Source organism: Micromonospora sp. M71_S20, assembly GCF_003664255.1.
Lineage (GTDB): Bacteria > Actinomycetota > Actinomycetes > Mycobacteriales > Micromonosporaceae > Micromonospora.
On the sequence record NZ_RCCV01000001.1, the window covers coordinates 4,197,730 to 4,223,581 of the forward strand.

General features: G+C 75.3%; 27 protein-coding genes. 11 read left to right on the top strand and 16 right to left on the bottom strand.

What is annotated here, in order from left to right; translation table 11 throughout:
- Positions 1–277: 277 nt before the first annotated feature.
- Both DER29_RS18055 and DER29_RS18060 read right to left on the bottom strand, forming a co-directional pair.
- Positions 278–985: a hypothetical protein gene (locus tag DER29_RS18055; RefSeq protein ID WP_121398393.1), complete on the bottom strand. Its 708-nt coding sequence runs from the start codon at positions 983–985 to the stop codon at positions 278–280.
- A 266-nt stretch (positions 986–1,251) separates the two neighbouring features.
- Complete coding sequence (locus tag DER29_RS18060) at positions 1,252–2,436, bottom strand: DUF3626 domain-containing protein (protein WP_121398394.1); 1,185 nt, start codon at positions 2,434–2,436, stop codon at positions 1,252–1,254.
- 364 nt (positions 2,437–2,800) lie between these two features.
- Between DER29_RS18060 and DER29_RS18065 the strand changes: the two genes are divergently transcribed.
- Complete coding sequence (locus DER29_RS18065) at positions 2,801–3,745, top strand: sensor histidine kinase (protein ID WP_121398395.1); 945 nt, start codon at positions 2,801–2,803, stop codon at positions 3,743–3,745.
- Positions 3,746–3,859: 114 nt separating this feature from the next.
- Here the strand turns inward: DER29_RS18065 and DER29_RS18070 are convergent, their stop codons facing one another.
- Both DER29_RS18070 and DER29_RS18075 read right to left on the bottom strand, forming a co-directional pair.
- Complete coding sequence (locus tag DER29_RS18070; RefSeq protein WP_121398396.1) at positions 3,860–4,489, bottom strand: MBL fold metallo-hydrolase; 630 nt, start codon at positions 4,487–4,489, stop codon at positions 3,860–3,862.
- Positions 4,489–5,574 (bottom strand): S-(hydroxymethyl)mycothiol dehydrogenase, encoded by a 1,086-nt coding sequence (locus DER29_RS18075; RefSeq protein WP_121398397.1) that lies wholly within the window; start codon positions 5,572–5,574, stop codon positions 4,489–4,491. Before DER29_RS18075 ends, DER29_RS18070 begins: the two co-directional genes overlap by 1 nt.
- A 187-nt stretch (positions 5,575–5,761) precedes the next feature.
- Here DER29_RS18075 and DER29_RS18080 point away from each other — a divergent pair, with 187 nt between their 5' ends.
- Positions 5,762–6,181: a hypothetical protein gene (locus DER29_RS18080; protein WP_121398398.1), complete on the top strand. Its 420-nt coding sequence runs from the start codon at positions 5,762–5,764 to the stop codon at positions 6,179–6,181.
- Positions 6,182–6,202: 21 nt separating this feature from the next.
- Here the strand turns inward: DER29_RS18080 and DER29_RS18085 are convergent, their stop codons facing one another.
- The 6 genes from DER29_RS18085 to DER29_RS18110 form a co-directional block, all read right to left on the bottom strand.
- Positions 6,203–7,498 (bottom strand): nitrate/nitrite transporter, encoded by a 1,296-nt coding sequence (locus DER29_RS18085; RefSeq protein WP_233599891.1) that lies wholly within the window; start codon positions 7,496–7,498, stop codon positions 6,203–6,205.
- Positions 7,495–8,157, bottom strand: a complete 663-nt coding sequence (locus DER29_RS18090; protein ID WP_121398400.1) for a GntR family transcriptional regulator — start codon at positions 8,155–8,157, stop codon at positions 7,495–7,497. Before DER29_RS18090 ends, DER29_RS18085 begins: the two co-directional genes overlap by 4 nt.
- A gap of 67 nt (positions 8,158–8,224) precedes the next feature.
- Positions 8,225–9,331, bottom strand: a complete 1,107-nt coding sequence (locus tag DER29_RS18095; protein WP_199729344.1) for a CapA family protein — start codon at positions 9,329–9,331, stop codon at positions 8,225–8,227.
- Positions 9,332–9,421: 90 nt separating this feature from the next.
- On the bottom strand, positions 9,422–10,342 hold the full coding sequence (locus DER29_RS18100) for an alpha/beta fold hydrolase (RefSeq protein ID WP_121398401.1): 921 nt from the start codon (positions 10,340–10,342) through the stop codon (positions 9,422–9,424).
- On the bottom strand, positions 10,339–11,265 hold the full coding sequence (locus DER29_RS18105) for an SDR family oxidoreductase (RefSeq protein ID WP_121398402.1): 927 nt from the start codon (positions 11,263–11,265) through the stop codon (positions 10,339–10,341). Before DER29_RS18105 ends, DER29_RS18100 begins: the two co-directional genes overlap by 4 nt.
- A complete protein-coding gene (locus DER29_RS18110) occupies positions 11,258–12,742 on the bottom strand; it encodes an NAD(P)/FAD-dependent oxidoreductase (RefSeq protein ID WP_121398403.1) in 1,485 nt (494 codons plus the stop codon). Before DER29_RS18110 ends, DER29_RS18105 begins: the two co-directional genes overlap by 8 nt.
- Positions 12,743–12,855: 113 nt before the next feature.
- Between DER29_RS18110 and DER29_RS18115 the strand changes: the two genes are divergently transcribed.
- The gene (locus DER29_RS18115; RefSeq protein WP_121398404.1) at positions 12,856–13,518 is read left to right on the top strand and encodes a TetR/AcrR family transcriptional regulator; all 663 of its coding nucleotides are present in this window, start codon (positions 12,856–12,858) and stop codon (positions 13,516–13,518) included.
- Here DER29_RS18115 and DER29_RS18120 read toward each other — a convergent pair.
- Complete coding sequence (locus DER29_RS18120) at positions 13,488–14,012, bottom strand: hypothetical protein (protein ID WP_148710080.1); 525 nt, start codon at positions 14,010–14,012, stop codon at positions 13,488–13,490. The genes DER29_RS18115 and DER29_RS18120 overlap by 31 nt on opposite strands.
- Before the next feature lie 139 nt (positions 14,013–14,151).
- Here DER29_RS18120 and DER29_RS18125 point away from each other — a divergent pair, with 139 nt between their 5' ends.
- The 6 genes from DER29_RS18125 to DER29_RS18150 all read left to right on the top strand — a co-directional run bounded on the left by DER29_RS18125 (position 14,152) and on the right by DER29_RS18150 (position 21,351).
- Positions 14,152–14,823 carry a heme oxygenase (biliverdin-producing) gene (locus DER29_RS18125; protein ID WP_121398406.1) on the top strand — a complete coding sequence of 224 codons (672 nt, stop codon included), beginning with the start codon at positions 14,152–14,154 and terminating at the stop codon, positions 14,821–14,823.
- Positions 14,820–15,125: a DUF2470 domain-containing protein gene (locus DER29_RS18130; RefSeq protein WP_121398407.1), complete on the top strand. Its 306-nt coding sequence runs from the start codon at positions 14,820–14,822 to the stop codon at positions 15,123–15,125. The genes DER29_RS18125 and DER29_RS18130 overlap by 4 nt, the downstream gene beginning before the upstream one ends.
- Positions 15,126–15,315: 190 nt before the next feature.
- Entirely contained in the window at positions 15,316–15,924 is a 609-nt protein-coding gene (locus DER29_RS18135) for an ATP-binding cassette domain-containing protein (protein WP_121398408.1), read from the top strand.
- Positions 15,921–17,219: an ABC transporter substrate-binding protein gene (locus tag DER29_RS18140; protein WP_121398409.1), complete on the top strand. Its 1,299-nt coding sequence runs from the start codon at positions 15,921–15,923 to the stop codon at positions 17,217–17,219. The genes DER29_RS18135 and DER29_RS18140 overlap by 4 nt, the downstream gene beginning before the upstream one ends.
- The gene (locus DER29_RS18145) at positions 17,216–18,979 is read left to right on the top strand and encodes an ABC transporter permease subunit (RefSeq protein WP_148710081.1); all 1,764 of its coding nucleotides are present in this window, start codon (positions 17,216–17,218) and stop codon (positions 18,977–18,979) included. Before DER29_RS18140 ends, DER29_RS18145 begins: the two co-directional genes overlap by 4 nt.
- On the top strand, positions 18,976–21,351 hold the full coding sequence (locus DER29_RS18150) for a tetratricopeptide repeat protein (protein WP_121398411.1): 2,376 nt from the start codon (positions 18,976–18,978) through the stop codon (positions 21,349–21,351). Before DER29_RS18145 ends, DER29_RS18150 begins: the two co-directional genes overlap by 4 nt.
- A gap of 44 nt (positions 21,352–21,395) precedes the next feature.
- Here the strand turns inward: DER29_RS18150 and DER29_RS18155 are convergent, their stop codons facing one another.
- Together DER29_RS18155 and DER29_RS18160 are read right to left on the bottom strand one after the other, a co-directional pair.
- A complete protein-coding gene (locus tag DER29_RS18155; protein ID WP_121398412.1) occupies positions 21,396–22,427 on the bottom strand; it encodes a PHB depolymerase family esterase in 1,032 nt (343 codons plus the stop codon).
- A gap of 130 nt (positions 22,428–22,557) precedes the next feature.
- Complete coding sequence (locus DER29_RS18160) at positions 22,558–22,869, bottom strand: hypothetical protein (RefSeq protein WP_121398413.1); 312 nt, start codon at positions 22,867–22,869, stop codon at positions 22,558–22,560.
- Positions 22,870–22,959: 90 nt separating this feature from the next.
- Here DER29_RS18160 and DER29_RS18165 point away from each other — a divergent pair, with 90 nt between their 5' ends.
- Both DER29_RS18165 and DER29_RS18170 read left to right on the top strand, forming a co-directional pair.
- Positions 22,960–23,322: a helix-turn-helix transcriptional regulator gene (locus DER29_RS18165; RefSeq protein ID WP_121399309.1), complete on the top strand. Its 363-nt coding sequence runs from the start codon at positions 22,960–22,962 to the stop codon at positions 23,320–23,322.
- Positions 23,319–23,801 (top strand): SRPBCC family protein, encoded by a 483-nt coding sequence (locus DER29_RS18170; protein WP_121398414.1) that lies wholly within the window; start codon positions 23,319–23,321, stop codon positions 23,799–23,801. The genes DER29_RS18165 and DER29_RS18170 overlap by 4 nt, the downstream gene beginning before the upstream one ends.
- A 152-nt stretch (positions 23,802–23,953) precedes the next feature.
- Here the strand turns inward: DER29_RS18170 and ygiD are convergent, their stop codons facing one another.
- The 3 genes from ygiD to DER29_RS18185 form a co-directional block, all read right to left on the bottom strand.
- Positions 23,954–24,823 (bottom strand): 4,5-DOPA dioxygenase extradiol, encoded by an 870-nt coding sequence (gene ygiD / locus DER29_RS18175; protein ID WP_233599892.1) that lies wholly within the window; start codon positions 24,821–24,823, stop codon positions 23,954–23,956.
- Positions 24,824–24,929: 106 nt separating this feature from the next.
- A complete protein-coding gene (locus DER29_RS18180; RefSeq protein ID WP_089000245.1) occupies positions 24,930–25,148 on the bottom strand; it encodes a hypothetical protein in 219 nt (72 codons plus the stop codon).
- A 131-nt stretch (positions 25,149–25,279) separates the two neighbouring features.
- Entirely contained in the window at positions 25,280–25,828 is a 549-nt protein-coding gene (locus DER29_RS18185) for an MBL fold metallo-hydrolase (RefSeq protein ID WP_121399311.1), read from the bottom strand.
- Positions 25,829–25,852 lie beyond the last annotated feature (24 nt).

Consider the following 25,852-nt stretch of genomic DNA (forward strand, 5'->3'; position numbering starts at 1 on the left):
GATTCCGCCCCCACGATGCCCCCGATCACACCCCGAAACCGGACAACCGTCACCGGATGACCTGACGGGACACGAGCCAACCCCGCCTCTCTTGAACACCCACACCCAACCGGACACCTCACGCACACGACTCATCGGTGAGCCGCGGAGATCTTGGCAAACGGCGGCCCTCGGAGGGGGCACCTTCCTGCCAAGATCGCTCTCCACCGTCCCTGAAGCCGGTATGGACGGGACCGGCCGGCCCCCGATGCGGGGACCGGCCGGTGTCGCGGTGTCGTCACCAGAGCTCAGAGACGATGTCCGCCGCCTGCTCCTCCCACTGCGCGTACGCGAAGGGGTAGGCCGAGACCTGTACGGTCTGCGCGGCGGAGGTCAGCGGCAGGTCCTGCCAGCCGCCCACGTTCTTGAGCGCGCGGAAGAACGCCTGCGAGGCGTACTCGGGGTCGGTGATCTGGTCCGGCGAACCCCAACCCGACGACGGACGCTGCTGGAACAGTCCCTGCGAGTCGTGGTCGTTGTACGCGCCCAGGTGGCCGAGGTTGTAGAGCTTCGACTCCTGTAGCGAGGTGGCGATCCCGATGACGGCGCCCCGCTCACCCACGCCGGTCTCCTTGGCCTCCTCGATGATGGCCTTGGCGTTGGCGAGCTGCGCGTCGTCGAGCGGGACGCGGGACTGGGCGCCCTGCACGCCGTGCGGAATGAGTTCCTCGCGGCTGGGCTTGTCGGCGGACGGCTTGGTGGTGGTACCGCCGGTGGTCAGGGCCGACTCCTCGGCCGCGCCCGGCCTGCCCTTGCCGGTGGCCTGCTGGATCGCCGCCACGGCGCCCTCGTGGGGCGTGGTGGTGATAGGGGCGGCCACGGCCGTCGGCCCGAAGGCGAGGCCACCGAGGGCGGCGACACCCACCACGCTCAGCGCGATCTTGCGGTTCGAGTCTTTCGAGTCCTTCGCGATGGCCGGGAGCCATCGAGTGAAGTCGTACTTCACGATGGTTGCCCTTTCGGTCAGGCGAAGCGCTCCCTGGATGAGCACTCCTTCGGGGGAAACTTCCGCGCCGGACGGGGTTTCGGTTCCGGCGGTACGGGGGACACAACCAGCCTGGCCTGTCGGGCATTCCGGATATGAACCGGTGCCGGTCGGCTGCGACCCGCGTCACTCGGCGCTCGGGACGGGCGGGCACGCGCGGTCGCGTCCCGGAATCTGCCGGCGGAACCGGACGGCCGGCACGGTCCGCCCGGTCGTGTCCGGACGGCTCACCGACCCGCCCGCGCTCCCCCCGAGGGGCCCGCGGGCCGCGGGGCCCGGTCGTCCTGGGCGGCGTACGGGGCACCGAAGCGGACGAGGACGTGCCAGAGCTGCTTGAGGTGTTGGCGGGTGACCTCCGTCGGCCCACGGTCGGCCCAGCGGGACGGCTCCCTGACCAGCGAGGCCGCCGCGCGGCCGATCAGGGCGGCGTCGACCGGTTCGCCCGGCCGGGCGAACTCGGCGTGCACCCGGGCGGCCAACGGCGGGATGGCCGGCCCTCGGAACTCGGCGTCGATCCGGTCGACGGGCAGCGCGAAGCCGGCGTGCCAGCGCAGGGCGAAGCCGTGCCGCCCGGCGATCGCAGCGAGCGTCGCCCCGGCTTCGGTGCCTTTGAAGGACGGGTCGACCACCATCGCCTCCACGTCCCGGGCGAGGCTCAGCTCGCCGTGGACCTGCGCCTCGATGTAGTCGTCGAGCGCGCGACCGGCCGCGCCGGGGGCCCACACGGCGTCCTCGCGCCGGCGCAGCAGCGCCCGGGTCAGGGTCACCACGTCGCCCGGGACGCCGAGGCTGATCCCGGTGCCGTCGGTCGCGGCCAGCAGGGCCGCCAGCACCGGTTCGAAGACGTCCACGGTGCCCAGGTCACGGGGCCCGAGGTGGCTGTCGCCGAAGCAGAACGTGGTCCGCGCCAGCACCTGCGGGCGCAGCCGCAGGTGGCAGGAGCCGAACCGGGGGCACGCGCCGTCCGGATGGTCGAGCAGGTTCAGGCCGCCGTACTTGGGCCGGTCGGCGGGGCGCACGCCGGCCGTCTGGTAGGCGCCGCCGAAGAGCGTCTCCTCCCAGCGGTCCCGGTCGCCCCCGGGGTAGGCGAACAGGCCGCCGTTGGAGATGCCGGTCTCGAACTGGCTGCGGTAAACGCCCTCGGCGGCGAGGGCGTCGGCGACCGTACGCCCGTCGGCGAGCAGCCGGTCGGGGTGGAAGTTCAGGGTGAGCCGCCCGTTCCCGCCGACCGCCGCGATCAGGCGCTCCGGCCCGTGGGTGACGCCCGAGGGGGCTAGCGCGCGGGCGATGGCGGCCAGGGCGGCGGGACGCTCGCGCAGCGCCGCCTCGCGTACGTGCGCGAGGGCGGCGCGTTGGGCGGGGGTGAGTGCCGGCGCCGCGTGCGTGGCCGCCGGTTCCGTGGGGGGTCGCACGCCGAGGAATCTCCCTCACGAGCGGGCCGGGACGCACCCCGTTTTCGGTGCGCGCGCAACTCCTCGAAGAGGGTGGTCCGGAGGCCGGCCGGGGCGTCGGGGCGCGCGCGGGCGCGACCCGGATCACGCCTGTGGGCGGGCGGTGCCCGGCCCGTGCCGGCCGGATGGGCGGCAGAACGGGCGCCGACGTTTCACCCGGTGGGCCGGCACCGGGACCGGCCACTACAGTGGGAACGCGAAGTGGAAGCCGACGGATGACTGGTGGTGCGGTGGTCGAGCAGGTGCCCCGCCGAGTGGCCGCGCTGTGCCGCTACGACCGGCGGTTGCGCGGGACCCGGTTCGCCCCCAGCCTGGGACAGCCGGCATGACCGGGGTGTGGGACCCGGAGGCGGCGGGCGCCTTCGTGCACGAGGGGCTCTTCTACCGCGACCCGGAGGGTCTCCTCGCCGGCACGGTGCCCTTCGTCACCGACGGGCTCGCCGCCGGGGAGCCGGTGCTGGTCGCGATGCCCGGCGCCAACCTGCGACTGGTCCGCGCCGCCGTCGGCCCCACGGACTCGGTGCGCTGGGCGGACATGTCGGAGGCCGGCCGGAATCCGGGCCGGATCATCCCCTGGGTGTTGCAGGCGTTCATCGAGCAGCATGCCGGCCGCCGCGTGCGGATCATCGGCGAGCCGATCTGGGCCGGGCGCAGCGACACGGAGTATCCGGCGTGCGCCCAGCACGAGGCGCTGATCAACGCGGCGTTCGCGGGCCGCGAGGCGACCATCCTCTGCCCGTACGACGTCGCCGGGCTCGACGCCGACGTGCTGGCCGACGCGTACGCCACGCACCCGATCCTCGTCGACGACGCCGGGCGACGGCCGAGCGTGGAGTACGCCCCGGCGGACGTGGTCGCCCGCTACAACAAGCCCCTGTCGAGCCCGCCGGAGCCGGTTTCGGCGCTGGTCTACGAGTTCGACACGCTGTCCGCCGTGCGCCGGTTCGTGGCCGGGCACGGCGAGGCCGTGGGGCTGGACGAGGACCGGCTGGCCGACCTGCAGATCGCGGTGACCGAGCTGGCGACGAACAGCGTCGCGCACGCCGGTGGCACCGGCGTGCTGCGCGTGTGGCGCACCGCCGAGCACCTGGTCTGCGAGATCCGCGACGACGGCTGGCTGGCCGATCCGCTGGCCGGGCGGCTGACCCCGGCCGCGGACGGCATCGGCGGCCGGGGGCTGGTGATCGTGCAGGCGCTGTGCGACCTGGTCCGCGTGCACACCACCGCCGCCGGGACGACCGTCCGGATGTACGTGCGGCACCCGGCGTGACGTCGGTCCCGCCGGCCGGCAGCGACTCCCCGTGACCGGCACGCACGACCGCCGCCAGGCCGTCCCGGACAGTCGCTGAGCGGCTGCCCGGGACCGCCTGGCGGCCGGTGTGGGTCAGTGCCCGCGGGCCAGCCACTCGTCGAGGTGGGGAGCCTCCGCACCGACGGTGGTGCTCTCCCCGTGCCCGGTGTGCACCACCGTGTCCGCCGGGAGGGTGAGCAGCCGGTCCCGGATCGAGGCGACGATCGTGCCGAAGTCGCTGTACGAGCGTCCCGTCGCCCCCGGCCCGCCGGCGAAGAGCGTGTCGCCGGTGAACACGACGCCGAGCTGCGGCGCGTGGAAGCTGCACGCGCCGGGGCTGTGGCCCGGCGTGTGCAGCACGGTCAGCGCGGTGCCGGCCACCTCGACGGTCTGCCCGTCGCGCAGGTCCCCGCCCGGCGCCTCGTCGGGGTGCACCATGTCCCACAGCACCCGGTCGGCGGGGTGCAGCAGCACCGGGGCGCCGGTGGCCCGGGCCAGCGCCGGGGCCACCCGGACGTGGTCGTCGTGCGCGTGGGTGGCGAGGATCGCCCGGACCCGTCGGTCGCCGACGGCGGCCAGGATCGCGTCGACGTCGTGCGGGGCGTCGACGACGACGCACTCGGTGTCGTCGCCGACCACCCACACGTTGTTGTCCACGTCGAAGGTCTGACCGTCGAGGGAGAAGGTGCCGGAGGTGACGGCGTGGTCGACGCGGGCCGCCATCAGAGGACCACCACCGAGCGCAGCACGTCGCCGCGGTGCATCCGGGCGAACGCCTCCTCGACCTGGTCCAGGGCGATCTCCTCGGTGACGAAGGCGTCCAGGTCGAGCCGGCCCTGCAGGTAGAGCTCGGTGAGCACGGGGAAGTCCCGGCTGGGCAGGCAGTCGCCGTACCAGCTCGACTTGAGCGCGCCGCCGCGGCCGAAGACGTCGAGCAGCGGCAGGTCGACGGTCATCTCCGGGGTCGGCACGCCGACCAGCACGACGGTGCCGGCCAGGTCACGGGCGTAGAAGGCCTGCTTCCAGGTCTCGGGGCGGCCGACCGCGTCGATCACCACGTCGGCGCCGAAGCCGCCGGTGGCGGCGCGGATCGCCTCGACCGGGTCGTCGTCGCGGGCGTTCACCGTGTGGGTGGCGCCGAACTTGCGGGCCCAGTCGAGCTTGCGGGGATCGGTGTCCACCGCGACGATCGTCGTCGCGCCGGCCAGCGCGGCGCCGGCCACCGCCGCGTCCCCGACGCCGCCGCAGCCGATGACGGCCACCGAGTCGCCCCGGGTGACCCCGCCGGTGTTCATGGCGGCCCCGAGACCGGCCATCACGCCGCAGCCGAGCAGCCCGACGGCGGCGGGCCGGGCCGCCGGGTCGACCTTGGTGCACTGACCGGCGTGGACCAGGGTCTTCTCCGCGAAGGCGCCGATGCCCAGCGCGGGCGTGAGCTCGGTGCCGTCGGTGAGGGTCATCTTCTGCGCCGCGTTGTGGGTGGCGAAGCAGTACCACGGGCGGCCCCGGCGGCAGGCCCGGCACATCCCGCAGACGGCCCGCCAGTTGAGCACCACGAAGTCGCCCGGCGCGACGCCGTCGACGCCCGGCCCGACCTGCTCGACGACGCCGGCGGCCTCGTGGCCCAGTAGGAACGGGTAGTCGTCGTTGATGCCGCCCTCCCGGTAGTGCAGGTCGGTGTGGCAGACCCCGCAGGACTGGATCCGCACGATCGCCTCGCCCGGCCCCGGGTCGGGCAGCACGATCGTGGTCACCTCGACCGGCGCGCCCTTGCTGCGGGAGATGACTCCCCTGACCTCCTGGCTCACGCTTCCTCCTGCTCCACGACGACGCGTCGCGCCGCCGTCCGTCGGTGCGCTGACGCGGCACCTCGATCACGTTCCTCGGGCCGAAACTACCCCCGATCGTCGCGGACGACCGGGGCCGCCGGGCGGTTATCGCGGGCGGCGAGGGGTAGGCGGGGGGCACGGTTCGACAGTCGGACGGGAGTTCGCCATGAGGGTCAGCCATCTGCCGCTGCGGGTCAGCATCGGCGCGTTCGTCCTCAACTCGGGGATGGGCAAGCGGTCGCTGGAGGGGGAAGCCGCGCAGGGCGTGCACGGGATGGCCGTCGGCGCCGTCCCGCAGCTCGGCAGGCTCGACCCGGACCGGTTCGCCCGGCTGCTCTCCCGGGCCGAGATCGCCCTGGGCGCCGCGCTGCTCGCGCCCTTCGTGCCGTCGGCGCTGGCCGGTCTGGGGCTGGCCGCGTTCGGCGCGGGGCTGGTGCAGCTCTACCTGAGGACCCCGGGCATGCGCGAGCCGGGCAGCCTCCGGCCCACCCAGGACGGCATCGGCCTGGCCAAGGACGTCTGGCTGCTCGGGGCCGGCCTGACCCTGGTGCTGGACGACCTCACCCACGGCCGCCGGCGCCGCTGAGGTCCCGCGCCGCGCCGGAGCTCAGGTCGGAGTCGCGGCGGGTGTCCGCGCGGCGAGTTCCCGGCGGGCCGCGTTGCGGTAGCGCAGCACCTGGACCGCGCCGAGCGCCCAGAGGACGTACTGCACGGCGAAGGCCCACCGGAAGGCGGCCAGGTCCGGGGCGGCCCGACCGGCCGGGGTGGCCAGGTCGAGCACCACGCCGACGGCCAGCACCAGCACGATCGAGGCGACGAAGCCGCCGACGTTGACGACCCCGGTGGCGCTGCCGATCCGGTTGACCGGGTTGAAGCTACGCGCGTAGTCGAAGCCGATGAGGGAGGCCGGGCCGTTGACCGCGAGCACCAGCACCAGGGTGACCAGCAGCCAGCCCGGCGCGCGTCCCGGCCAGGCGAGCACGACGGCCCAGACCGCGGCGGTGGCGCCGGTGATCGCGAAGACCAGCACCGAGCGGTGGAACGGGTGCCGGGCGCAGAGGTGCGCGACCACCGGCCCGGTCAGCAGCATGGCGGCGGTCATCAGGGTGAGCAGCGACGCCGCCGTGGTCGGGCTGAGCCCCTGCCCCTGCACCAGGAACGGGTACCCCCAGAGCAGGGCGAACACGGCGCCGGAGAACTGGGTGACGAAGTGCGTCCAGAGCCCCAGCCGCGTGCCCGGCTGGGCCCACGCGGCGGCGAGTTCCCGTCGGACGTCGGTGAGGGTGGGCCCCGCGCCGGCCGCAACCGGCCCGCCCGGGGTGTCCCGCACGGCGACGACGACCATCAGCAGCACGGTCGCCCCGACCGCCCCCGCGGTGAGGAAGGCGGGGGTCCAGCCCGCCGCGTGCAGCAGGAACACCAGCGGTACGGCGCCGAGGATCGCCCCGAGCTGGCCGAGCGTGCCGGTGAGCTGGGTCATCATCGGGTAGCGCCGCCCCGGGAACCACAGCGCCACGATGCGCAGCACGCTGATGAACGTCATCGCGTCGCCGAGCCCGATCAGCACGCGGGCGGCGATCGCCAGGGGCACGTCGGTGGCGAGGGCGAAGCAGAGCTGGCCGGCGACCATCAGCGCGCCGCCGGCGATGAGCAGCCGGCGGGACCCGAACCGGTCGAGCAGCACGCCGACCGGGACCTGCATCGCCGCGTACACGGCGAGCTGGGCGACGGAGAAGGTGGCCAGCGCCGAGGCGCTGACCTCGAAGCGGTGCGCCGCGTCGACGCCGGTGACGCCGAGCGAGCTGCGGTGGAACACGGCGGCCACGTACGCGGCCACGGCCACGCCCCAGACGAGGCCGCCCGCCGACCGGAGCGGGGCGACCCGCGCGGTCGGCACCCTCACCGCAGGGCCCGCAGCACGGCCGCGGCGTTGTCGATGTGCGCGGCGACGGCGGCGAGCCAGCGCCCGGGGTCGTCGGAGTCGAGCGCGGCGAGCTGGTCGGCGTGCTCGGTCAGTGCCGTCTCGGCCCAGCCGGGCGAGAGCCGGAAGCTGGCCTCCCCCATCCGCAGCTGCCGGTCGCGCAGCCGCTGGTACAGCTCGGCGAGGATCTCGTTGCCGGCGGCGTCCACGACGGTGGCGTGGAACGCCCGGTCGGCCTGCATCAGCGCGGCCAGGTCACCGGCGGCGTGCGCGTCGCGCATGTCGGCCAGCCGGGCGGCGAGGTCGCCCCGCAGCGCCGCCCGCCGGGGCCAGATCCGCTCGGCGGCGTGCAGCTCGACCAGCCGCCGCGCCTCGATCACGTCGGTGATCTCGCGGGCGGAGACCGGGCGGATCAGGGCACCCCGCTTGGGATAGAGCCGGACCAGTCCCTCCGCCTCCAGGCGCAGCAGCGCCTCCCGGACCGGGGTGCGGGAGACCCCGGTGGCCTCGGCGATCTCCCCCTCGCTGACCAGCGACCCGCCCGGATGGATCTGCTCCAGGATCTCGCGCTTGAGGTGCCGGTAGGCGCGTTCGGCGGCCGAGGGCGCGGCCGTCCGGCCCGGCGGGGAGAGATGCGTCATGTATCTATGGTGGGCCCCGCCTCCTCGGCGCGCCCCGCGCCCCCGCCGGGGGTGGTGCGGGCCACCGTCAGCGGGGGTGCAACGTCAGCAGCCCGTCGCCGTCGACGGCGAACCCGCGCGCGAACGGTGGGCCGAAGCCGCCGAGCAGCCCGGCCAGCCAGCGCGCCTCGTCGGGCGCGGCCCGCTCCAGCCGCATCCGGCGCATCCGCACCGGGGCCGCCCGCAGCCGCCGCAGCGCCCCGGTGGCCGCGTCGAGGGTCGGCAGCCAGAGCAGCCGCAGCTCCGGCCGGTACGCCTCCCGCCCGCCGATGCCCTCGTAGTCGTCGACCAGGTCGCCGCAGCCGTAGAGGACCAGCCGGTCGCGGTACACCTCGACGGGCCGGGGATGGTGCGACGAGTGGCCGTGCACCACGTCCACGCCGGCGTCGACCAGCCGATGGGCGAAGTCGACGTGCGCGGGCGGCACCTCGTACCCCCAGTTGGTGCCCCAGTGCACGGAGACCAGCACCCGGTCCCCCGGCCCGGCCACGGCGGCGATCCGTTTGGCCAGCGCGTCCGCCGAGGCGACCGAGACCTCCGGCAGGTACGCCACCCCGGGAGCCCCGGCGGTGGCCGCCCAGGTCGGAGGCACCCCGCTGGACGGGGCGGCCACCGACCAGACGAGCAGCCGGCCGCCCGGGCCGAGCGGCACCCGGGCGGGTCGCCAGGCCGACGCCGCGTCCCGGCCGGCGCCGGCGGTGGCGATGCCGGCGTCGGCCAGCGCGTCGAGGGTGTCGGTGAGCCCGACCGGGCCGAAGTCGAGGCTGTGGTTGTTGGCCAGGGCGCAGACGTCGAGCCGGGCCGCGGCGAGGCAGGCCAGGTTTCCCGGGTGCATCCGGTAGTGGATCGCCTTGGCCGGGGTGTGCCCGCCACGGCCGGTCACCGCGGTCTCCAGGTTGACCACGCGCGCGTCGGGCCGCAGCTCGTCGAGCAGGTGGAGCGCCTCTCCCCACGGCCAGGCCGGCGGCGCCGGGCGCGGGACCGGCCCGCCGGCGGCCCGGGCCAGGTCGACGTAGTCGCCGGCGTCGCGTACCGCCGGTTCCCGCAGCTCGGGCGGGCCGGGCGTGGGCAGGATCGCGTCCACGCCCCGGCCGGTCATCACGTCACCGCCGAGAAACAGCGTCAGTTCGGGCACCGGGCCCGCTTTCCCCGTCCCGCCGCCCGCTCACCTGCCGACGCCCGGGCGCCGGCGACCGGCCGTGCAGTGCCGGGGCGTCGGCGTCGGTCAGCCGGTTCCGGCGACCGCCGGCCGGTCGCCGGGGTCGCCGGCGGTGGCCTTCTCGGGCGGAGCGGCGGCGTCCGGGCCCGCTGCGGCCCAGAAGTCGACGAGCAGGCGGTGGAACTCCTCGGCGCACTCGATCTGCGGCATGTGCCCGCAGTCGGCGAACAGGTGGGTGCGGGCGCCCGGCAGCCGGGACCGGGCGGCGTCGAGGTGCGCCGCCGGCAGGATCAGGTCCCGGTCGCCCCAGACGACGAAGGTGGGGACGTCGAGCCGCTCCACCTCGGCCAGCAGCTCCTCGCGCCACTGCGGGCTCACCCCCCGGAAGGTGCCGAGGCTGCGCGCGGTCTCCAGCATCACCCGGGCGGCGTACGGCTGGCGGGCGACCGCCAGGGCGTGGGCGACGCGTTCGGCGGTGGCGAAGGCCGGGTCGTGGAAGAGGGACCGCTCGGCGCGACGGGCCGCCCACCGGGTGGGCCGCAGCAGCAGCCGGCCCAGCGGGCGCAGCGCCAGCAGCCGCAGCGCGACGGTCACCTCCCGGCCGAAGCCGGCGCTGTTGACCAGCGTCAGGCTGGCCAGCCGGGCCGGCTCGGACGCCGCGAGGCGCATGGCGACCGCGCCGCCGAGGGAGTTGCCGACCACGTGCGCCGGCCGGTCGACGCCGACGGCGTCGAGGTAGTGGGCGGCGAACTCACCCAGCGCCGGCAGGGTGCAGGGGCGGGCCATCGGCAGCGAACCGCCGTAGCCGGGCAGGTCGACGCTGTGCACCCGGAACCGCTCGGCGAGCAGCTCGTGCAGCTCGGTGAAGTCGCGCAGGGTGCGGCCGATGCCGTGCAGCAGCAGCACCGGCGGCCCGTCGCCGTCGACGCGGTGGCACACCCGGCGGCCGTCCACGCTCACGTGCCGGCGTCCGGCCGGGGCGCTCACGCCGGCTCCCCGGCCGGGTCGGCCGCCGGGGCCGCCTCGGGCTGCCGCTGCGCAGGGACGGACGACCCGGTGGTGAGCCGGCGCGTGGACTCGCCGCCGACGCGGTCGAGCGCGAAGGCGACGACCCGCTGGTACGACACGGGCGCCACCCGGGCCAGCAGGTCGGGCAGCTTCGCCGACCAGCCGATCAGCACCCGGCCCCGGCGGCGGTGCACGCCGCGCAGGATCACCTCGGCGGCCCTCGCGGGGTCGATGGTCAGCAGTTTCTCGAACTGCCGGCGGCCGGTCTCGAACTCCTCGGCGGGCACGCCGCTGCCCACCCGGGCGTTCCGGGCGATCCGGGTGCGGATGCCGCCCGGATGCACGCAGGTCACCCCGATCCCGTCGCCGGCCAGCTCCTGGCGCAGCGCCTCGGTGAAGCCGCGGACGGCGAACTTGCTGGCCGAGTAGGCGGTCTGCCCGGCCGGGGCGATGATCCCGAAGAGGCTGGAGACGTTGACCAGGTGCGCGCCCGGCTCGACCCGCAGGGTGGGCAGCAGCGCGTGGGTCAGCTGCGCCACGGCCCGGAAGTTGACGTCGACGACCCAGCTGAACTCGTCCAGGCTCACCTGGTCGAACCGGCCGCCCAGCGCCACCCCCGCGTTGTTGACCAGCAGCCGCAGCGCCGGGTGCCGCCGCCGGATCTCCTCGGCCACCCGCGCGGTGGCGGCGGCGTCGGCCAGGTCGACCACGTAGGCGGTGAGCTGCCGGTCGGGGTGCGCGGCGCGGACCGCCGCGACGACGGCGTCGAGGCGGCCGGCGTCGCGGTCGACCAGCACCAGGTCGCTGCCCCGGCGGGCCAGCCCGTGCACGAGGGCCTCCCCGATCCCGCTGGCGGCGCCGGTCACCACGGCCGTGCCGCCGGTGAAGACGAACCTACGCACGGATGGTCCTCCTTTCCGCTGTGCCGGCGCGGGAGAACCGCACGCCGGGGTCGGTGAGCCGGCCGTGCCGCATCAGCAGGACGTCCCGGGGATAGTTCTGGTGCAGCCGCCACGGCGCCCGGGCGCCCTGCTTGGGCAGGGCGTCGACGCTGCGCAGCACGTAGCCGGCCGTCAGGTCGATGATCGGCTCCAGCTCGCCGTCGGGCGGCGGCAGCGGGGTGACGACCTGCTGGCCGGTGCGGTCCAGGTGCCGCAGCAGCCGGCAGACGTAGGTGGCGACCAGGTCGGCCTTCAGCGTCCACGAGGCGTTGGTGTAGCCGAGCGTCATCGCGAAGTTCGGCACCCCGGAGAGCATCATCCCCTTGTAGGCGACGGTGCCGGGCAGCTCCACCTCGGCGCCGTCCACGGTCAGCGTCATGCCGCCGAGGGCGAGCAGGTTGAGCCCGGTGGCGGTGACGACGACGTCCGCGGCCAACTCCTCACCGGAGGCGAGCCGGACGCCCCGCTCGGTGAGGGTGTCGATGGTGTCGGTGACCACCGACGCCCTCCCCCGCGCCAACGCGGTGAACAGGTCGCCGTCGGGCACCACGCACAGCCGCTGGTCCCAGGGGTCGTAGCGGGGCGAGAAGTGCCGGTCGACGTCGTAGCCGGCCGGCAGCCGGCCCCGGGCGGCGCGCAGCAGCAGCTTCCTGACCAGGGCGGGGGCGCGCCGGCTGAGCTGGAAGTTGGCGGTGGAGAGCAGGACGTTCTTCCAGCGCACCACCGGATACGCGGCCTTCGCCGGCAGCCAGCGCCGCAGCGCGTCGGCGAGCACGTCGCGCGAGGGCAGCGCGATGACGTACGTGGGTGAGCGCTGGAGCATGGTGACGTGGGCGGCGCGCTCGGCCATCGCCGGCACCAGGGTCACGGCGGTGGCGCCGCTGCCGATCACCACCACCCGCTTGCCGGTGTGGTCGAGGTCCTGCGGCCAGTGCTGCGGGTGCACGATCCGCCCGGCGAACCGGTCGGCGCCCGGGATGTGGGGCGTGTAGCCGGCGTCGTAGCGGTAGTAGCCCGCGCAGGTGAACAGGAAGGAGCAGGTCAGCGCCACCGTCTCGCCGGTGTCGTCGCGGTGGGCGTGCACCGTCCAGCGGGCGCTCGCGCTGTCCCAGTCGGCCCGCAGCACCCGGTGCCGGAAACGGATGTGGTCGGTGACGCCGTACTCGTCGGCGGTGCGGCGGACGTAGTCGCGGATCGAGTCGCCGTCGGCGATGGCCTTCGGGTCGGTCCACGGCTTGAAGGAGTAGCCGAGGGTGAACATGTCGGAGTCCGACCGGACGCCGGGATAGCGGAACAGGTCCCAGGTGCCGCCGATCGCGTCGCGGGACTCCAGCACCGCGTACGTCTTCTCCGGGCAGTGACGGCGCAGGTGGCAGGCGGCGCCGACGCCGGACAGGCCGGCGCCGACGATGAGCACGTCGACGTGGTCGGTGGCCATCTCGTCTCCCGTCCGCGGGTGAGACACCGGACACTAGCCACGGCTGTCGAGGCTAGTCAACACCCTGTCGAGTTCGATCGACACGGTGTTGACCCGGTGTAGAGTCACCGGGCATGACACCCGCCCGTACGGCCACCGGCAGCGCGACCGGGCGCGGACGGCGCGCGGCGCGCTCCGTCGGCGACGAGCGGGAGCTGGCCATCCTGGCGACCGCCGAGCGGCTGCTGGGGCAGCGGGCCTTCGCCGACATCTCGATCGACGACCTGGCACGCGGGGCCGGCATCTCCCGGCCCACCTTCTACTTCTACTTCCCGTCCAAGGACGCGGTGCTGCTGACGCTGCTGGACCGGGTCATCGAGGAGGCCGACGCCGCCGCCGGGGACGTGCTGGAGCGGCTGGCCGAGGACCCGCCGGCGCGCTGGCGGGAGCTGATCGACCGGTTCCACGAGACGTTCGGCGCACACCGCGCGGTGGTGTTGGCCTGCGCCCAGGTGCGCGGCACCAACGCCGAGGTGCGCCGGCTCTGGGCGAGGGTGCTGGAGCGCTGGGTGCACGCGATCGAGACCGCCATCGTGGCCGAGCGGCGGCGCGGGGCGGCCCCCGACGGCGTGCCGGCCCGCGACCTCGCCATCGCGCTCAACTCGATGAACGAGCGCGTCTGGTACGCCACCTTCGCCGGCGACGGGCCGGCGGTGGCCGAGCGCGACGTGGTCGACGTGCTGCGCGACGTGTGGCTGGCGGCGATCTACCGCACCACCGCTCCCCCGCCGGCCTGACCGCGCCGGGCGGCGGCCAGCTCGGCGTCGAGCCGGGCGACCATCCGGTCGAAGTCCTCCGTACGCAGCACCGGGCCGATGTCCTTGCGCCAGCCCGCCGTCCGGGACCGCCGCTGCACCGGCGTCTCGACCACGCCGTCGGACGTGCGCACCCAGCAGGCGTCCCGGGCGGTCGGCTCCCCGAGGAGCTCGGCTGGCCGCACGACGAAGCCGGTCACCCGCGACCACGGCAGGGTCCGGGTGGAAAACGTGTAGCGCAACCGCAGGCCAGTGTCGTTGACGTACACACCGACCAGGAAGTACCGGGCGACCAGCGTCATCCACAGCGCGAGGAAGGCCGCCGCGCCGGCGAGGCCGAAGGCGTCACGGACGTCGAGCCGGCCCACCGCCAGCGAAGCCAGGACGACGACCGCCATCGCGGAAGCGACGGCGAGCAGGAAACCACTCAACACCTGCCGCGCGCCCAGAGGATCGATCCGCCACCATCTCCGCACGGCCAGGACGGTAGCGGCGGACGGCAACCGCACGGGGCCGCCTCGACGGCGCGCTCGTGCCCCACCACGCATCCGGCTAACGTTTGGTCGTTCCCCGACGGCGACGAACCATCCGGCCCTCCGTCACCCTGGAGGAGACATGAGCCCGACCAGCACCCCGTTCTCGGCCGAACTGCGGGCCGCCAGCCAAGAGGCCCACCAGGGCGCCGAGTCCCAGCGGTACGTCTCCGCCCTGGTCGCCGGCGACCTGGACCGCGCCGGCTACACCGCGCTGGTGGTGCAGCACCACATGATCTACGAGGCGCTGGAGGGCGCCGCCGAGGCGATGCGCCACGACCCGCTCGCCGGCCCGTTCGTCGACGACGCGCTGACCCGGCTGCCCGCCCTCGCCGCGGACCTGAAGTTCCTGCTCGGTCCCGACTGGCGCCGACGGATCGACCCGACCCCGGCGACGGTCGCCTACGCCGCGCGCCTCGGCGCGGTCTGTGCCAGCTCGCCGGAGCGGTTCGTCGCGCACCACTACACCCGCTACCTCGGCGACCTCTCCGGCGGCCTGCACATCGGACGCTCGCTCGCCCGGCACTACGGGGTGACCGGGGATGCCGGGGCGGCGTTCTACCGGTTCGACGGGATCCCCAGCCCGAAGGCGTACAAGGACGCCTACCGGGCCAGGCTCGACGCCCTCCCGCTCGACGAGGAGGGTCGGGCCGCGCTGCGGGCCGAGGTGCTCGTGGCGTACCGGCACAACACCGAGGTCCTCGCCGCCCTGTCGCACCTCGTGCCGACCACGGACGCGGAGGTGGCCGCGTGAGCGCCCCGTTCGGCGCCGACGTGGTCGCCGCCGTCTGCCAGCACATGAACGACGACCACGCCGGGGACTCGGTGCTCATCTGCCGCACGCTCGGCGGGCAGCCGGCGGCCACCCGGGCCCGCGCCACCGGGCTGGACGCCGAGGGGATGGAGTTCGCCGTGACCGTGGACGACATCGAGGTGCCGGTGCGGGTGCCGTTCGCCCACCGGCTGACCGAACGCGCCCAGATCCGGCAGGAGGTGGTGCGGATGTACCGGGAGGCGTGCGAGCGACTCGGGCTGCCGCCCCGCCAGTCCGGCTGACCGGACGGCGGTCGCGCCGGCGCGATGCGACGCGGCGGCGCGCCGCCGCCAGCACCGACCGGCCGCCGCACCCGGTGGGCGGTCCCGACCCGGGACCCCACGCCGCCGCTCCACAGGCGACGGTGACGGGGGCGCGGGTTGTCGCCCGGTTGTGCGACCCTGGGACCGACTGCCCCGGTCACCGGAGGTGATGGCCACGTTACGTCTGTGCGAGCTCGTCGCCGTGCCCGGCGCCGCCGCGGTGACCCTCGACATTGCCGCCGGCGCCACGGCCGCCCTGGTCGCCGCCCCGCCCGTCGGCACCGCCGTCGCCCGGGTGGTCAGCGGGCTGGCCGCGCCGGTCGCCGGCCGGGTCCTGGTCGGCGACCGGGAGGTGACCGCCCTGCCGCCGCCGCACCGCCGCATCGCCTACGTGCCGGCCGGCGGCGCGCTGCTGCCCCACCTGACCGTGCGCCGCAACATCGCCTACGGCCAGCGCCGGCGGGAACGGGTGCGGGAGATGGCCGACGCGTGGACGGCGACGGTGGTCGACCGGCTGGAGCTGGCCCCGACGCTGGGGCTGCGACCGCACCTGCTGTCGGACGCGCAGCGGTTCCGGGTGGCGCTCGCCCGGGCGGTGGTCTGCCTGCCCGAGGTGCTGGTGATCGACCTGCCGACCGGGCCGACCGGCGGTGGGCGGCTGACCGACCTGGTCGGCCGCCTCTCCCCGCCGGACACCCCGGGGGTCGCGGTGCTGGTGTGCACGGCCGACCCGGGCGCGCTGGCCGACGTGCCGGTCGCCGCCGAGGTGGGCGGGTGACGCCGGTGGGCCGGGCCGCGCCGGCGGCACGGCTGAGCCGCCGTGCCCTGCTGCGGGCCGCCGCCGCGGCCAGTGCGGCCACCGTCGCGGGCTGCGCCACCACGCCGCCGGCGGTCCAGGTCGCGGTCGTGTGGAGCGGCGGCGAGCTGGCCCGTTTCCGCGAGGTCGTGGGCAACTACGGCGCCGACGTGCAGGTGATCAGCGCCGGCAACGACATCGACGCGTTCCTGCGCGCCCGCCAGCTGGCCGGCACCAGCCCCGACGTGGCGATCCTGCCCCGGTCGGGGCTGGTCGTCGAGTACGCCCGGCGCGGCTGGCTGCGCGAGCTGACCCCCGCCACCAGCTACGCCCTCCCGCCCGGCATGGCCGACCTGCTCTCCGCCGACGGGCGCCGCTACGGCGTCTGGGTCAAGGCGGCCCACAAGTCGCTGTTCTGGTACTTCCCGTCGATGCTCCCCGCGCCCCCGCGCACCTGGGACCAGCTCGTGACGCTCACCCGGCGGCTCGGCGCGCGGGCCCTCTCGGGCGACGGCCCGGCACCGCTGGCCATCGGCGCGGCCGACGGCTGGGTGCTCACCGACTGGTTCGAGAACGTGCTCGCCGACGTGGCCCCGCCCGGCTACTACGAGGCGCTGGCGCGCGGCGAGGCCGACTGGCGGAGCCCGTCGGTGCACACGGCGCTGGACCGGCTCGCCGAGCTGTGGGGCGTCGACGGCGCGTTCCCCGGCGGCGGCCGCCGGGCCCTGCTGACCCAGTACGAGGAGTCGGTGATCCAGGTGGTGCACCACCGGCGCGCGACGATGCTCTTCGAGGCCGACTTCGTCGACGACGTCAGCCGCCGGTTCCGCCGGGGCCCGGAGCAGCCGGAGACCTTCCGCTTCCCCGGCGCCCGGGTGGCCGACAGACCGCTGATCGTCGGCGGTGACGCCGCCGTGGCGTTCGCCGGCTCGGCCCGCGGGGCGGAGCTGGTGCGCTGGCTCAGCGGCGGCTCCGCGTTCCAGCCGTGGCTGCGCGCCGGCGGCTACCTCTCCCCCAACGTGTCCGTGCCGTTGGACGACTACCGCGACCCCGTGCGCCGCCGCCTCGCCGCAGAGCTCCGCACGGCCGAGGCGGTGCGCTTCGACCTCTCCGACCGGCTGCCGGGCCCGTTCACCGGCTCCGACGGGGTGGGCATGTGGCGGATCATGCAGGACTTCTTCGCCGACGTCGTCGACGGGGTCCCCGCCGGCAGCGCGACCCGCCGGGCCGTCGGGCAACTGGCGGCGGCGGCCCGGTCGGCGGGCGGCGGCCGGTGAGCCGGGTCCTGGGCGAGCTGGCGGTCCTCGACGACGTCGGGCCGCCCCGACGCGGGCGCGCCTACCCGGCGGCGGGGGCCACCTCGGCGCTGCTGCTGCCCGCCCTGCTGCTGCTCGGCGGACTGGTGGCGTGGCCGGTGCTGCGTACGCTGCACGCCAGCGTCACCACCGACGGCCGGTGGGTGGGCGCGGAGCACTTCCGCACCGCGCTGTCCGCGCCCGGCACCGGCGCCGTGGTGGGGCGCACGCTGCTCTGGGCGCTGCTGGTGCCGGCGGTGGTCACCGTGCTGGGCTACCTGCTCGCCGCCGCCTCGCGTCGCTCGCAGGAGGGCGGGCTGGTCCGCCTCATCCTGGTGGTGCCCACCGCGCTGCCGCTGGTGGTCACCGGGGTCACCTTCCGGCTGATGTACGACCCGGACCCGGAACGCGGGCTGGCCACCCTGGTCGCCGCGACGCTGACCGGCCGCTCGGCGGCCGACGCCCCGCAACTGCTCGGCCCCCGCCTGGTCACCGTGGCGCTGATGTCGGCGTTCGTGTGGGCGTGGGTCGGGCTGGCCGTGCTGGTGTTCCGGGCCGCCCTCGACGCGGTGCCGCCCAGCCTCGCCGACGCGGTGCGCGCCTACGGCGGCAACCGCCGCGACGTGCTCTGGGACGCGCAGTGGCGGCCGCTGCTGCTGCGCACCGTGGCGGTGGTGTTCACCCTGGCGGCGCTCGGCACCGCCAGGACGTTCGACCTGATCCTGGTCATGGCGCCCGGCTCGGTACGCGACGAGGCGTCGGTGCTCGCGCTGCGGGTCTGGCAGACCTCCAACGGCGCCACCACCGGCGAGGGCGCCGCGCTCGGCGTGGTCTGGCTGGTGGCGGTGGCCGCCGGCATGCTGGTCGCGGCGCTGTTCGTGCGGCAGGCGTGGCCGCCGCCCCGGGACCCGGTGCCCGTCGCGCCCGAGCCGGTGACGCCGGCGCCGCGGCGGACGACCCGGCTGCTGGTGGCGGGCGCGGCGGTCGCCTGGCTGGTGCCGCTCGGGGTGCTGCTCGCCACCTCGCTGCACGGCGCGGTGGACGCGGCGGCCCGGGGCTGGTGGTGGAGCCCGCCCGGCCTCGACTCCTACCGGGACCTGCTGACCGGCACCGAGCTGTGGCGCACGCTGGGCTTCACGCTGGTGCTGGCGACCGTGGTCACCGCCGTGGTGCTGGGCGTCGCGCTGCTCGCCGCGTACCCGCTGGCCTGGTTGAGCGGGCCACCCGCCCAGGCCACCGGGCTGCTGCTGATGGCCGCCAGCATCGTGCCGGTGCAGGTGATCGCCGGGCCGGTCAACGAGGTGCTCGGCGTGGTGCTCTCCTCGGGCACGGCGCGCGGCCTGGCGCTGGTGCACGTCGCGCTGGGCGTGCCGTTCGCCGTGCTGGTGCTGCGCAACGCGTTCGCGGACCTGCCCGCCGAGCAGGTGCGGGCGGCCCGGGTGGGCGGGCGGCACTGGTGGGGCACCCTGCGGCTGCTCGCCCGGCACAACCGCCCGGCCGTGGTGGCGGTCGCGGTGCTGGAGTTCGTGCAGGTGTGGAACGACCTGGTGGTGGGTCTGCTGTTCAGCGGGCCGGGCGCGCTGCCGCTGGGGCTGTTCCTCGCCGGCCAGACCCGGGGCTTCGCGGCCAACAGCGGGGCGCTCGCCGCCGGGTCGGTCATCGCCTCCATCCTTCCGGTGCTGCTGGTGGTGCTGGCCCGCCGCCAGCTCGTCGCCGGTCTGGTCGCCGGAGGCGTGCGGTGACGCCGCCGGGGCCGGTCCGCCGCTCGCGGCGGCCCCGGCGGCTGAGCCTGCTGCTCGCGATCGGCGGCGTGGTCGGCGGCACGGTCAGCGCGGTGCTCGGCAACGTCACCGGCAACCTGCTCTCCGAGCTCTCCGTCGCCCAGCTCGGCTCCGCCAGCGCCGGGGTGATCGTGCTCGGCCTCGCCGCCGCGATGATCGTGGAGTGGCGCCGCCAGCGGCAGCAGGCCGCGACGCCGGACGACGTCGAGGCCACACCCGCCGCCGGCGCGCCCACCCTGCCGTGGCCGGCCGGGTTCACCGGGCGGGACGGGCACGTCGACGCGATCATCGGCCTGCTGGAGAAGGAGCACGCGGTGGCGGTAGTCGGCCGGCGGGCCGTCGGCACCTCGGCCTGCGCGATCCAGGCCGCCAACCTGTGCCGGGACGACTTCCCCGACGGCCAGTACTACCTGGACCTGCGCCGGGGCGGCCGGCGGCACGACGCCCGGCAGGTGCTGACCGCGCTGGCCCGGATCCTCGGCACCCGGCCGCCGGCCTCGGGACGCGCCGACGACCTCGCCGACGCCGTCGACGAGCTGAGCGGCCAGCTCGACGGCCGGGCGATCCTCGTGGTGCTGGACAACGTGGACGACCCGGCCCAGGTCCGGCCGCTGCTGCCGCCGACCGCGCGGACGTGCCGCCTCCTGCTGGCCGGCACGGGAGCGCTGGCCGCGCTGGACGGGGTGGTGGCGCACGGGCTCGCCGAGCCGGACGCCGACGACGCCGTCGAGCTGTTCGCCGCCGCGGGCGCCACCGCGCCCGTCGCCCGGCCGCACCGCCCGGACCCGCGCACCGACCCGGCGGTACGCGCCCTCGTCGAACTCTGCGGGCGGCAGCCCCGCACGGTCGCGGAGCTGGGTCGACGTACGGCACAGCACGGGTGGCGGCACACCGACGTGCTCGACGCGCTGCGCCGCGCCGTCGACACGCCCCCGCACCAGCACGTCGCCGCCTCCCCGGCGACCCTGCTGGTGACCGCGCGGGACACCGCGTACCACGCGCTCGGCGGCGAGGCGGGGCGACTGTGGCGGCTGATGTCGCTCAGCCCGGTGCCGCTGGACCGGCCGACACTCGCGGCGCTCGCCGGTCGTCGCCCGGACCGGGTGGCCGCCCTGCTGCACGAGCTGGCCACCGGCGGGTTCGTCACCGGCGCGCCCGGCGACCGCTACGAGGTGCGCCCGCTGCTGGCCCCGTACGCCCGGATGCACCTGCGCGACGCGGAGCCGGCGCGGCGGCGGGTCGCCGCCCAGGCCCGGCTCACCCGGCACCTGGCCCGGCGGGCCGAGCGGCACGCCGCGAGCCTCGCCGTGGTCGGCTCGCCCCCGGACCGGGAGCCGACGCTGGCGCTGGACGACGACCCGTACGGCTGGTTCGACCTGCACCAGGAGCTGCTGCTGGCCGTGGTCCGGGTGCCGGCTGGCGCGGCGGAGACCCTGCCGCGCCGGGTACGCCGCTGGTGGTTCCGCCTGGCCGTGGCGCTGTGCGGCTGGCTCGCCCACGCCGAGCGGCTCGACGAGTGGGCGGAGGTGTGCCGCACGGTGCTCGCCACGCCCACGGCCGACGACCGGCCGGAGATCGCCGGCTGGGCGCACAACGAGCTGGGGGTGCTGCGCCGCCGCCGGCACGACCCGCAGGGGGCGGCGACGGCGCTCAGCCTCGCGGTGGCGGAGCGGGGCCGGCGCGGCACCGCGCAGGCGCGGATGAACCTGGGCCTGGTGCTACTGGACCTGGGGCAGTTCGACGACGCGGTGGAGCACCTGGAGCTGTCGCGGCGGCACCGCTCCGCGGCGGACCGGGCCGGGCACGCGCTGACCGATCTGGGCCTGGGCGCCGCCCGGCTGGCCCGGGGGGAGCTGGAGGTCGCGCACCGCCACCTGGTCCGCGCGGCGAACGCCTTCCGCGCGCTCGGCGACGCCCGGGGCTACGCGGCGGCGCTGACCAACCTGGTGCTGGTGCACGCCGGGCTCGGCGAGCACCTCGACGCGGCGCAGTCGTGGCGGGCGGCGCTGCGCGAGTACGACTCCGTGGCCGATCCGACCAACCGGGCCGCCGCGCTGCTCAACGCGGGTGCCGCGCTGTTGGCCGCCACGCCGGCCCAGGCCCGGCAGGCGTACGAGATGCTGGCGGAGAGCCTGCGGCTGCGCGACGGGCGGCCCACGGCCGGCCTGGGGCGGACCCTGCTGCACCTGGGCGACGCCGCGGCGGCCCTCGACGACGCCGACGAGGCCCGGCGGCACTGGGCGGACGCGGCGGGCGTCTGCGAGGAGGCGGGAGACGTCGACGGTCAGGCCGCGGCCGACGCCCGCCTGGTGGGCAGCGACGCGCCGGCCTGAGCAGGGCCCCCGGTTGAGAGCCCCCGCCCGCGCGGCGGCGCGGCTCACCCGTCCAGGCGGCGCACCATGTTCATGATCGTCTCCAGCTGGGCGCCGCCCTTGATCGGGTAGTTGGTCGCGCCCAGGTAACCCCACCAGTCCCAGCAGCCGTTCGGGTTCGTGGCGGCGGTGCTCGCCTGGGGGTACAGCACGATCAGGTCGTTGGTGTCGGCGTACTGGTTGAGGTTCGCCCGGTCCACGAAGGCGGTGCCGACCGCGCCGTGGCCCTGGAGGCAGCCGTGCAGGGCGACGAGCAGCCGGCACGACCGTCCGGCGGCGCAGGAGGCCGGCACGTAGGCGAATCCGTCGGCGCCCATGCTCAGCCCGGGTGCCCAGCCGTTGACCGCGTACGTGTGCTGGCTGAACCGGATCAGGCTGCCGCCCAGCGGGCCGGTGTTCGGCGCCCGCACGCTGCCGAGGAGCTTGCGCAGCAGGGCGTTCTGCGGGTCGGTGCCACAGTCGGCCAGGAACGGCGACGCGGTGACGGCGCACCCGAGGGTCCCGTACGGGGTGACCCAGGCGTGGCCGGCCGGCGATCCGCTGTCGTACTGCACGCTGGCACCGAAGTGCTGGTAGTAGCGGACCAGGTCGTCGGTGACGGACTTCCTGACCACGGTGTCGCCGTTGCCGTGGAAGACGTACACGGGATCGCCGGAAAGGTTGCCCACCGGGTCGACCCAGCCGTACGAGGCCCACGTCCGGGTGTACGCCTGGAGGGCGGGGACGTTCGTCGGGTACACGTTGTCGCCGCAGCCGTCGAGCGCCTGGGCGACGTTGTTCTGCGCGCAGTAGTACGGCCCCGCGGCGAAGACCGCCGCGCCCCGGATCCGGGACGAGTAGGCGACGTGGAGCTGGGTGGCCATGTAGCCACCGGAGGAGACGCCGGCGACGTACACGCCGGAGACGTCGTAGGGGCGCAGGGTGCCGGCGACCGGCGCCTTGGTGGCCGGGGTGGCGGCCTGGGCGGGGGCCGCGGTGGTGAGGACGAGCAGCAGGGCGGTGACGAGGGCGGCGGTGGCCTTCAGCGGTGCGGTCATGGCGCTCTCCTGTCCGCCAGCGGGGGCGTCGTGCCGGCGTACGCAGAAGCTAACGTGACGCCGGGCACAGTGGACATGAGTGCCGTCGACACCTCGGGCGACGCCGGAGTGTCCGGGACCGACACACGGCCTACTCGGCGCGCCAGACGGCCTCGCGGGGCGGGCCGGGTTCGGCCCAGCACAGCCCGCCCTTCGCCTCCACGCCCGGCAGCCCGTCGACCATCCGGCTGATGTCCACGAGCGACGCCAGCGACACCACGACGTCGTTGCGCAGGTCCGCCACCGCCGTTTCGAGGTCGTCCCCCTCCGCCGACCAGTCGATGTCCGCGGCCCGCAGGTCCGCCACCGCGTGGTCGGTGAGCACCTGCGGATCGGTCACGGCCACCGTGAGCCGGCAGTACACGTTGAGGGTGAGTGGTTCCGGGGCGCCGGCGTCGGTCATGCCCCCAGCATGACCGACGCGGACGGATCGGGACCAGACGGCTTCACTTAGGGCTTGACCTAAGTGTGGAGCACGGGCATACTTAGGTTCATGCCTAAGCAATCGGGCGCCGGAGACCGAAGCGACGACGGGACCCTGGACGGCGTGTTCCACGCGCTGTCGGACCCGACCCGCCGCCGGGTCGTCGAGCTCCTCGGCCGAGGGCCCGCGACAACCAGCGAGCTCGCTCGTCCGTTTGACATGGCACTGCCGTCGTTCACCCAGCACCTGGGCGTCCTCGAGCGCTCCGGCCTGGTGACGTCGGAGAAGAAGGGGCGGGTGCGGACCTACCGGCTCGCCCCCCAGCCGCTCGAGCACGTCGACACCTGGCTCGCCGGTCAGCGCGCGACGTGGTCCCGGCGCCTCGACCAGCTCGACTCGTTTCTCCACGACCTGAAGGAGCAGCAGACATGACCGCCTACCCGAGCGTGAACCCGAGTCTCGACCTCGTCCTGGAGCGCACCGTCGACGTGGCGCCCGAGCTGGTCTGGAAGGCCTGGACCACGCCCGAGCTGGTCGTGCAGTGGTTCGCCCCGCGGCCCTGGTCGACCTCGTCCTGCGAGATCGACCTCCAGCCCGGCGGCAGGTTCAACACGGTGATGCGCTCGCCCGAGGGCGAGGAGTACCCGAGCACCGGCTGCATCCTGGTCGTCGAGGAGGGCTCGACGCTGATCTTCACCTCAGGGCTGGGCCCGGGCTTCCGCCCCCAGGTCAGCGACGGCTTCCCGTTCACCGCGATCATCAGGCTCGAGCCCACCGGCAACGGCACGAAGTACACGGCCACCGCGATCCACGCCGACGCCTCGGCGAAGAAGTCGCACGAGGAGATGGGCTTCATCGAGGGCTGGAGCGCCGCGCTGGACCAGCTGGTCGAGGTCGTCAAGGGCCGCTGACGGACGCGGCGGCGGATGAGGGCCCAGCCGTGCGGACCGGTCGCCGAGCCGGCGCCCACGACCGGCTGAACCCTCGTCCCGCCGCCCCGCTCGGGACGGCCGGAAAAGCCGACAGGCGGCGGCCCACAGCGGCGGCGGCCGGACGGTGGCCGTCAGATGTTGGAGGAGTCGATCGGCACGTCGGTCGGCAGTGCGGGTGCGCCGGCCAGCGGGGCCTCGGCACGGCAGGACGACCCCACCGTGTAGGCGGTCATCGACAGCGACCCGTACGCGTACCCGTCCACCAGCACCTGCGCGCCGTCGCCGGCGGCGCCGGCCAGGCCGGCGAGGTAGAGCAGCGGGACGAAGTGGTCCGGCGTCGGCACGGCCCGGCCGAAGTCACGGTGGGCGTCCAGCGTGGCCGCCTCGGTCGGCTCGCCGAGCATGACGTCCTTCGCCGCCTCGTCGAACCGCCGCGCCCAGTCGAAGCCCTCGTCGACCATGCGCGGGTCCACCCCCCGCAGGTTGTGCACCACGTTGCCGCTGGTCACGACGAGCACTCCGCGCTCGCGCAGCGGGGCGAGCCGCGCGCCCAGGTCCAGGTGGTAGTCCAGTCCCTTGAACGCGTTGATGCTCAACTGGACGACGGGGACGTCCGCGTCGGGAAACGCGTGGGTGAGCACCGACCAGGTGCCGTGGTCGATCCCCCACGAGTCGACGTCCGCCCCCACCCAGGTGGGACGGACCACGTCGGCGATCTCCTCCGCCAGCTCCGGCAGGCCGGGCGCCGGGTAGTCGACGTCGAACAGCTCCGGCGGGAAGCCGTAGAAGTCGTGGATCGTCCTCGGCCGGGGCATCGCGGTGACGGCGGTGGCGCCGATGTACCAGTGGGCCGACACGACCAGGATCGCCCGGGGCCGCGGGACCGCCCGCCCGAAGGCGCGCCACGCCTGCGTGTAGCGGTTGAGTTCCAGCGCGTTCATCGGGCTGCCGTGACCGATGAACGCGGCCGGCATCACCGCCGGAACGGTTCCGCCGCTCATGCTGCTCCCCCCGCCGTGGTCACCCGAGCGTAACCAACGTCGGAGGGAGCAGCCCGGTCAACGCCGGCCGCGACCGGTTGTCACCGCCCGAGGCCGGCGGTCGCCGTCAGTCGGACACCTCGCGCCAGGCGGGATGATTGCCGCGCCACGCCCCGGCCAGAATGACCGCCGACGTCCGACCGGGGCACTCCTGCACCCGGGAGCGGCCTGACTCGCCGCCGATCCGTACCTGTACGTCCCATCGCTGCCCGTCGGTACGGATGTACACGTCCCGACGCCCACGCTGCGACGTGTCGCCGTTCCACCAGTGTTCTTCGACCCTCACCCCGCGACCGTATAGCAGTTCGTCCGTGGACGACACGGCCGGTCTCGGTGGAGACCACCCCTGGGTGGGATCACCGGTCAGGCGGACTCCCCCGGCGCCAGGTGGCGGTAGCCGGGCACGGTCTCGGCGAATTAGCCGTTCACGCTGGTCAGGCCGCGCTCGTTGAGCTGCGCGTCGTGGATCGGGAACACCCGCTCGGCCCCGACGGCGGTGGCGAAGTCGATCGCCTCGGTGAGCTTCAGCCAGGATGCCTGTGCCGGGACCAGCAGCGTCTCGACCGGCCGGTCCGGCCGGTGCAGGGAGTCGCCCGGGTGGTAGACCGCGTCGCCGACGAGGTAGCCCAGGTTGGCGCAGTCGGGCTGGCCGCCGTGGATGGTGGCGTGCCGACCGCCGAGCGCGGTCACGGTGAGGCCGGCGGCGGCGAACCGCTGACCGGCGCCGACCCTGGTCACGGACAGCGGCGCCAGGTCGGGCAGGACGGCGCCCTCCGGCGCGAAGACCGGCACGCCGAGACCCGCCAGCCGGAGCACGTCGACGTGGTCGGTGTGCTCGTGGGTGACCAGCACGGCGTCCGCGCCGGCCAGGGCCCGTGACTCGCTCCAGGTGCCGGGGTCGATGACCAGCACGCCGCCGTCGTGCTCCAGCCGGACGCAGGAGTGGGTGAACTTCACGATCCGCATCCGCCGACCGTACGCCGGGTGGTG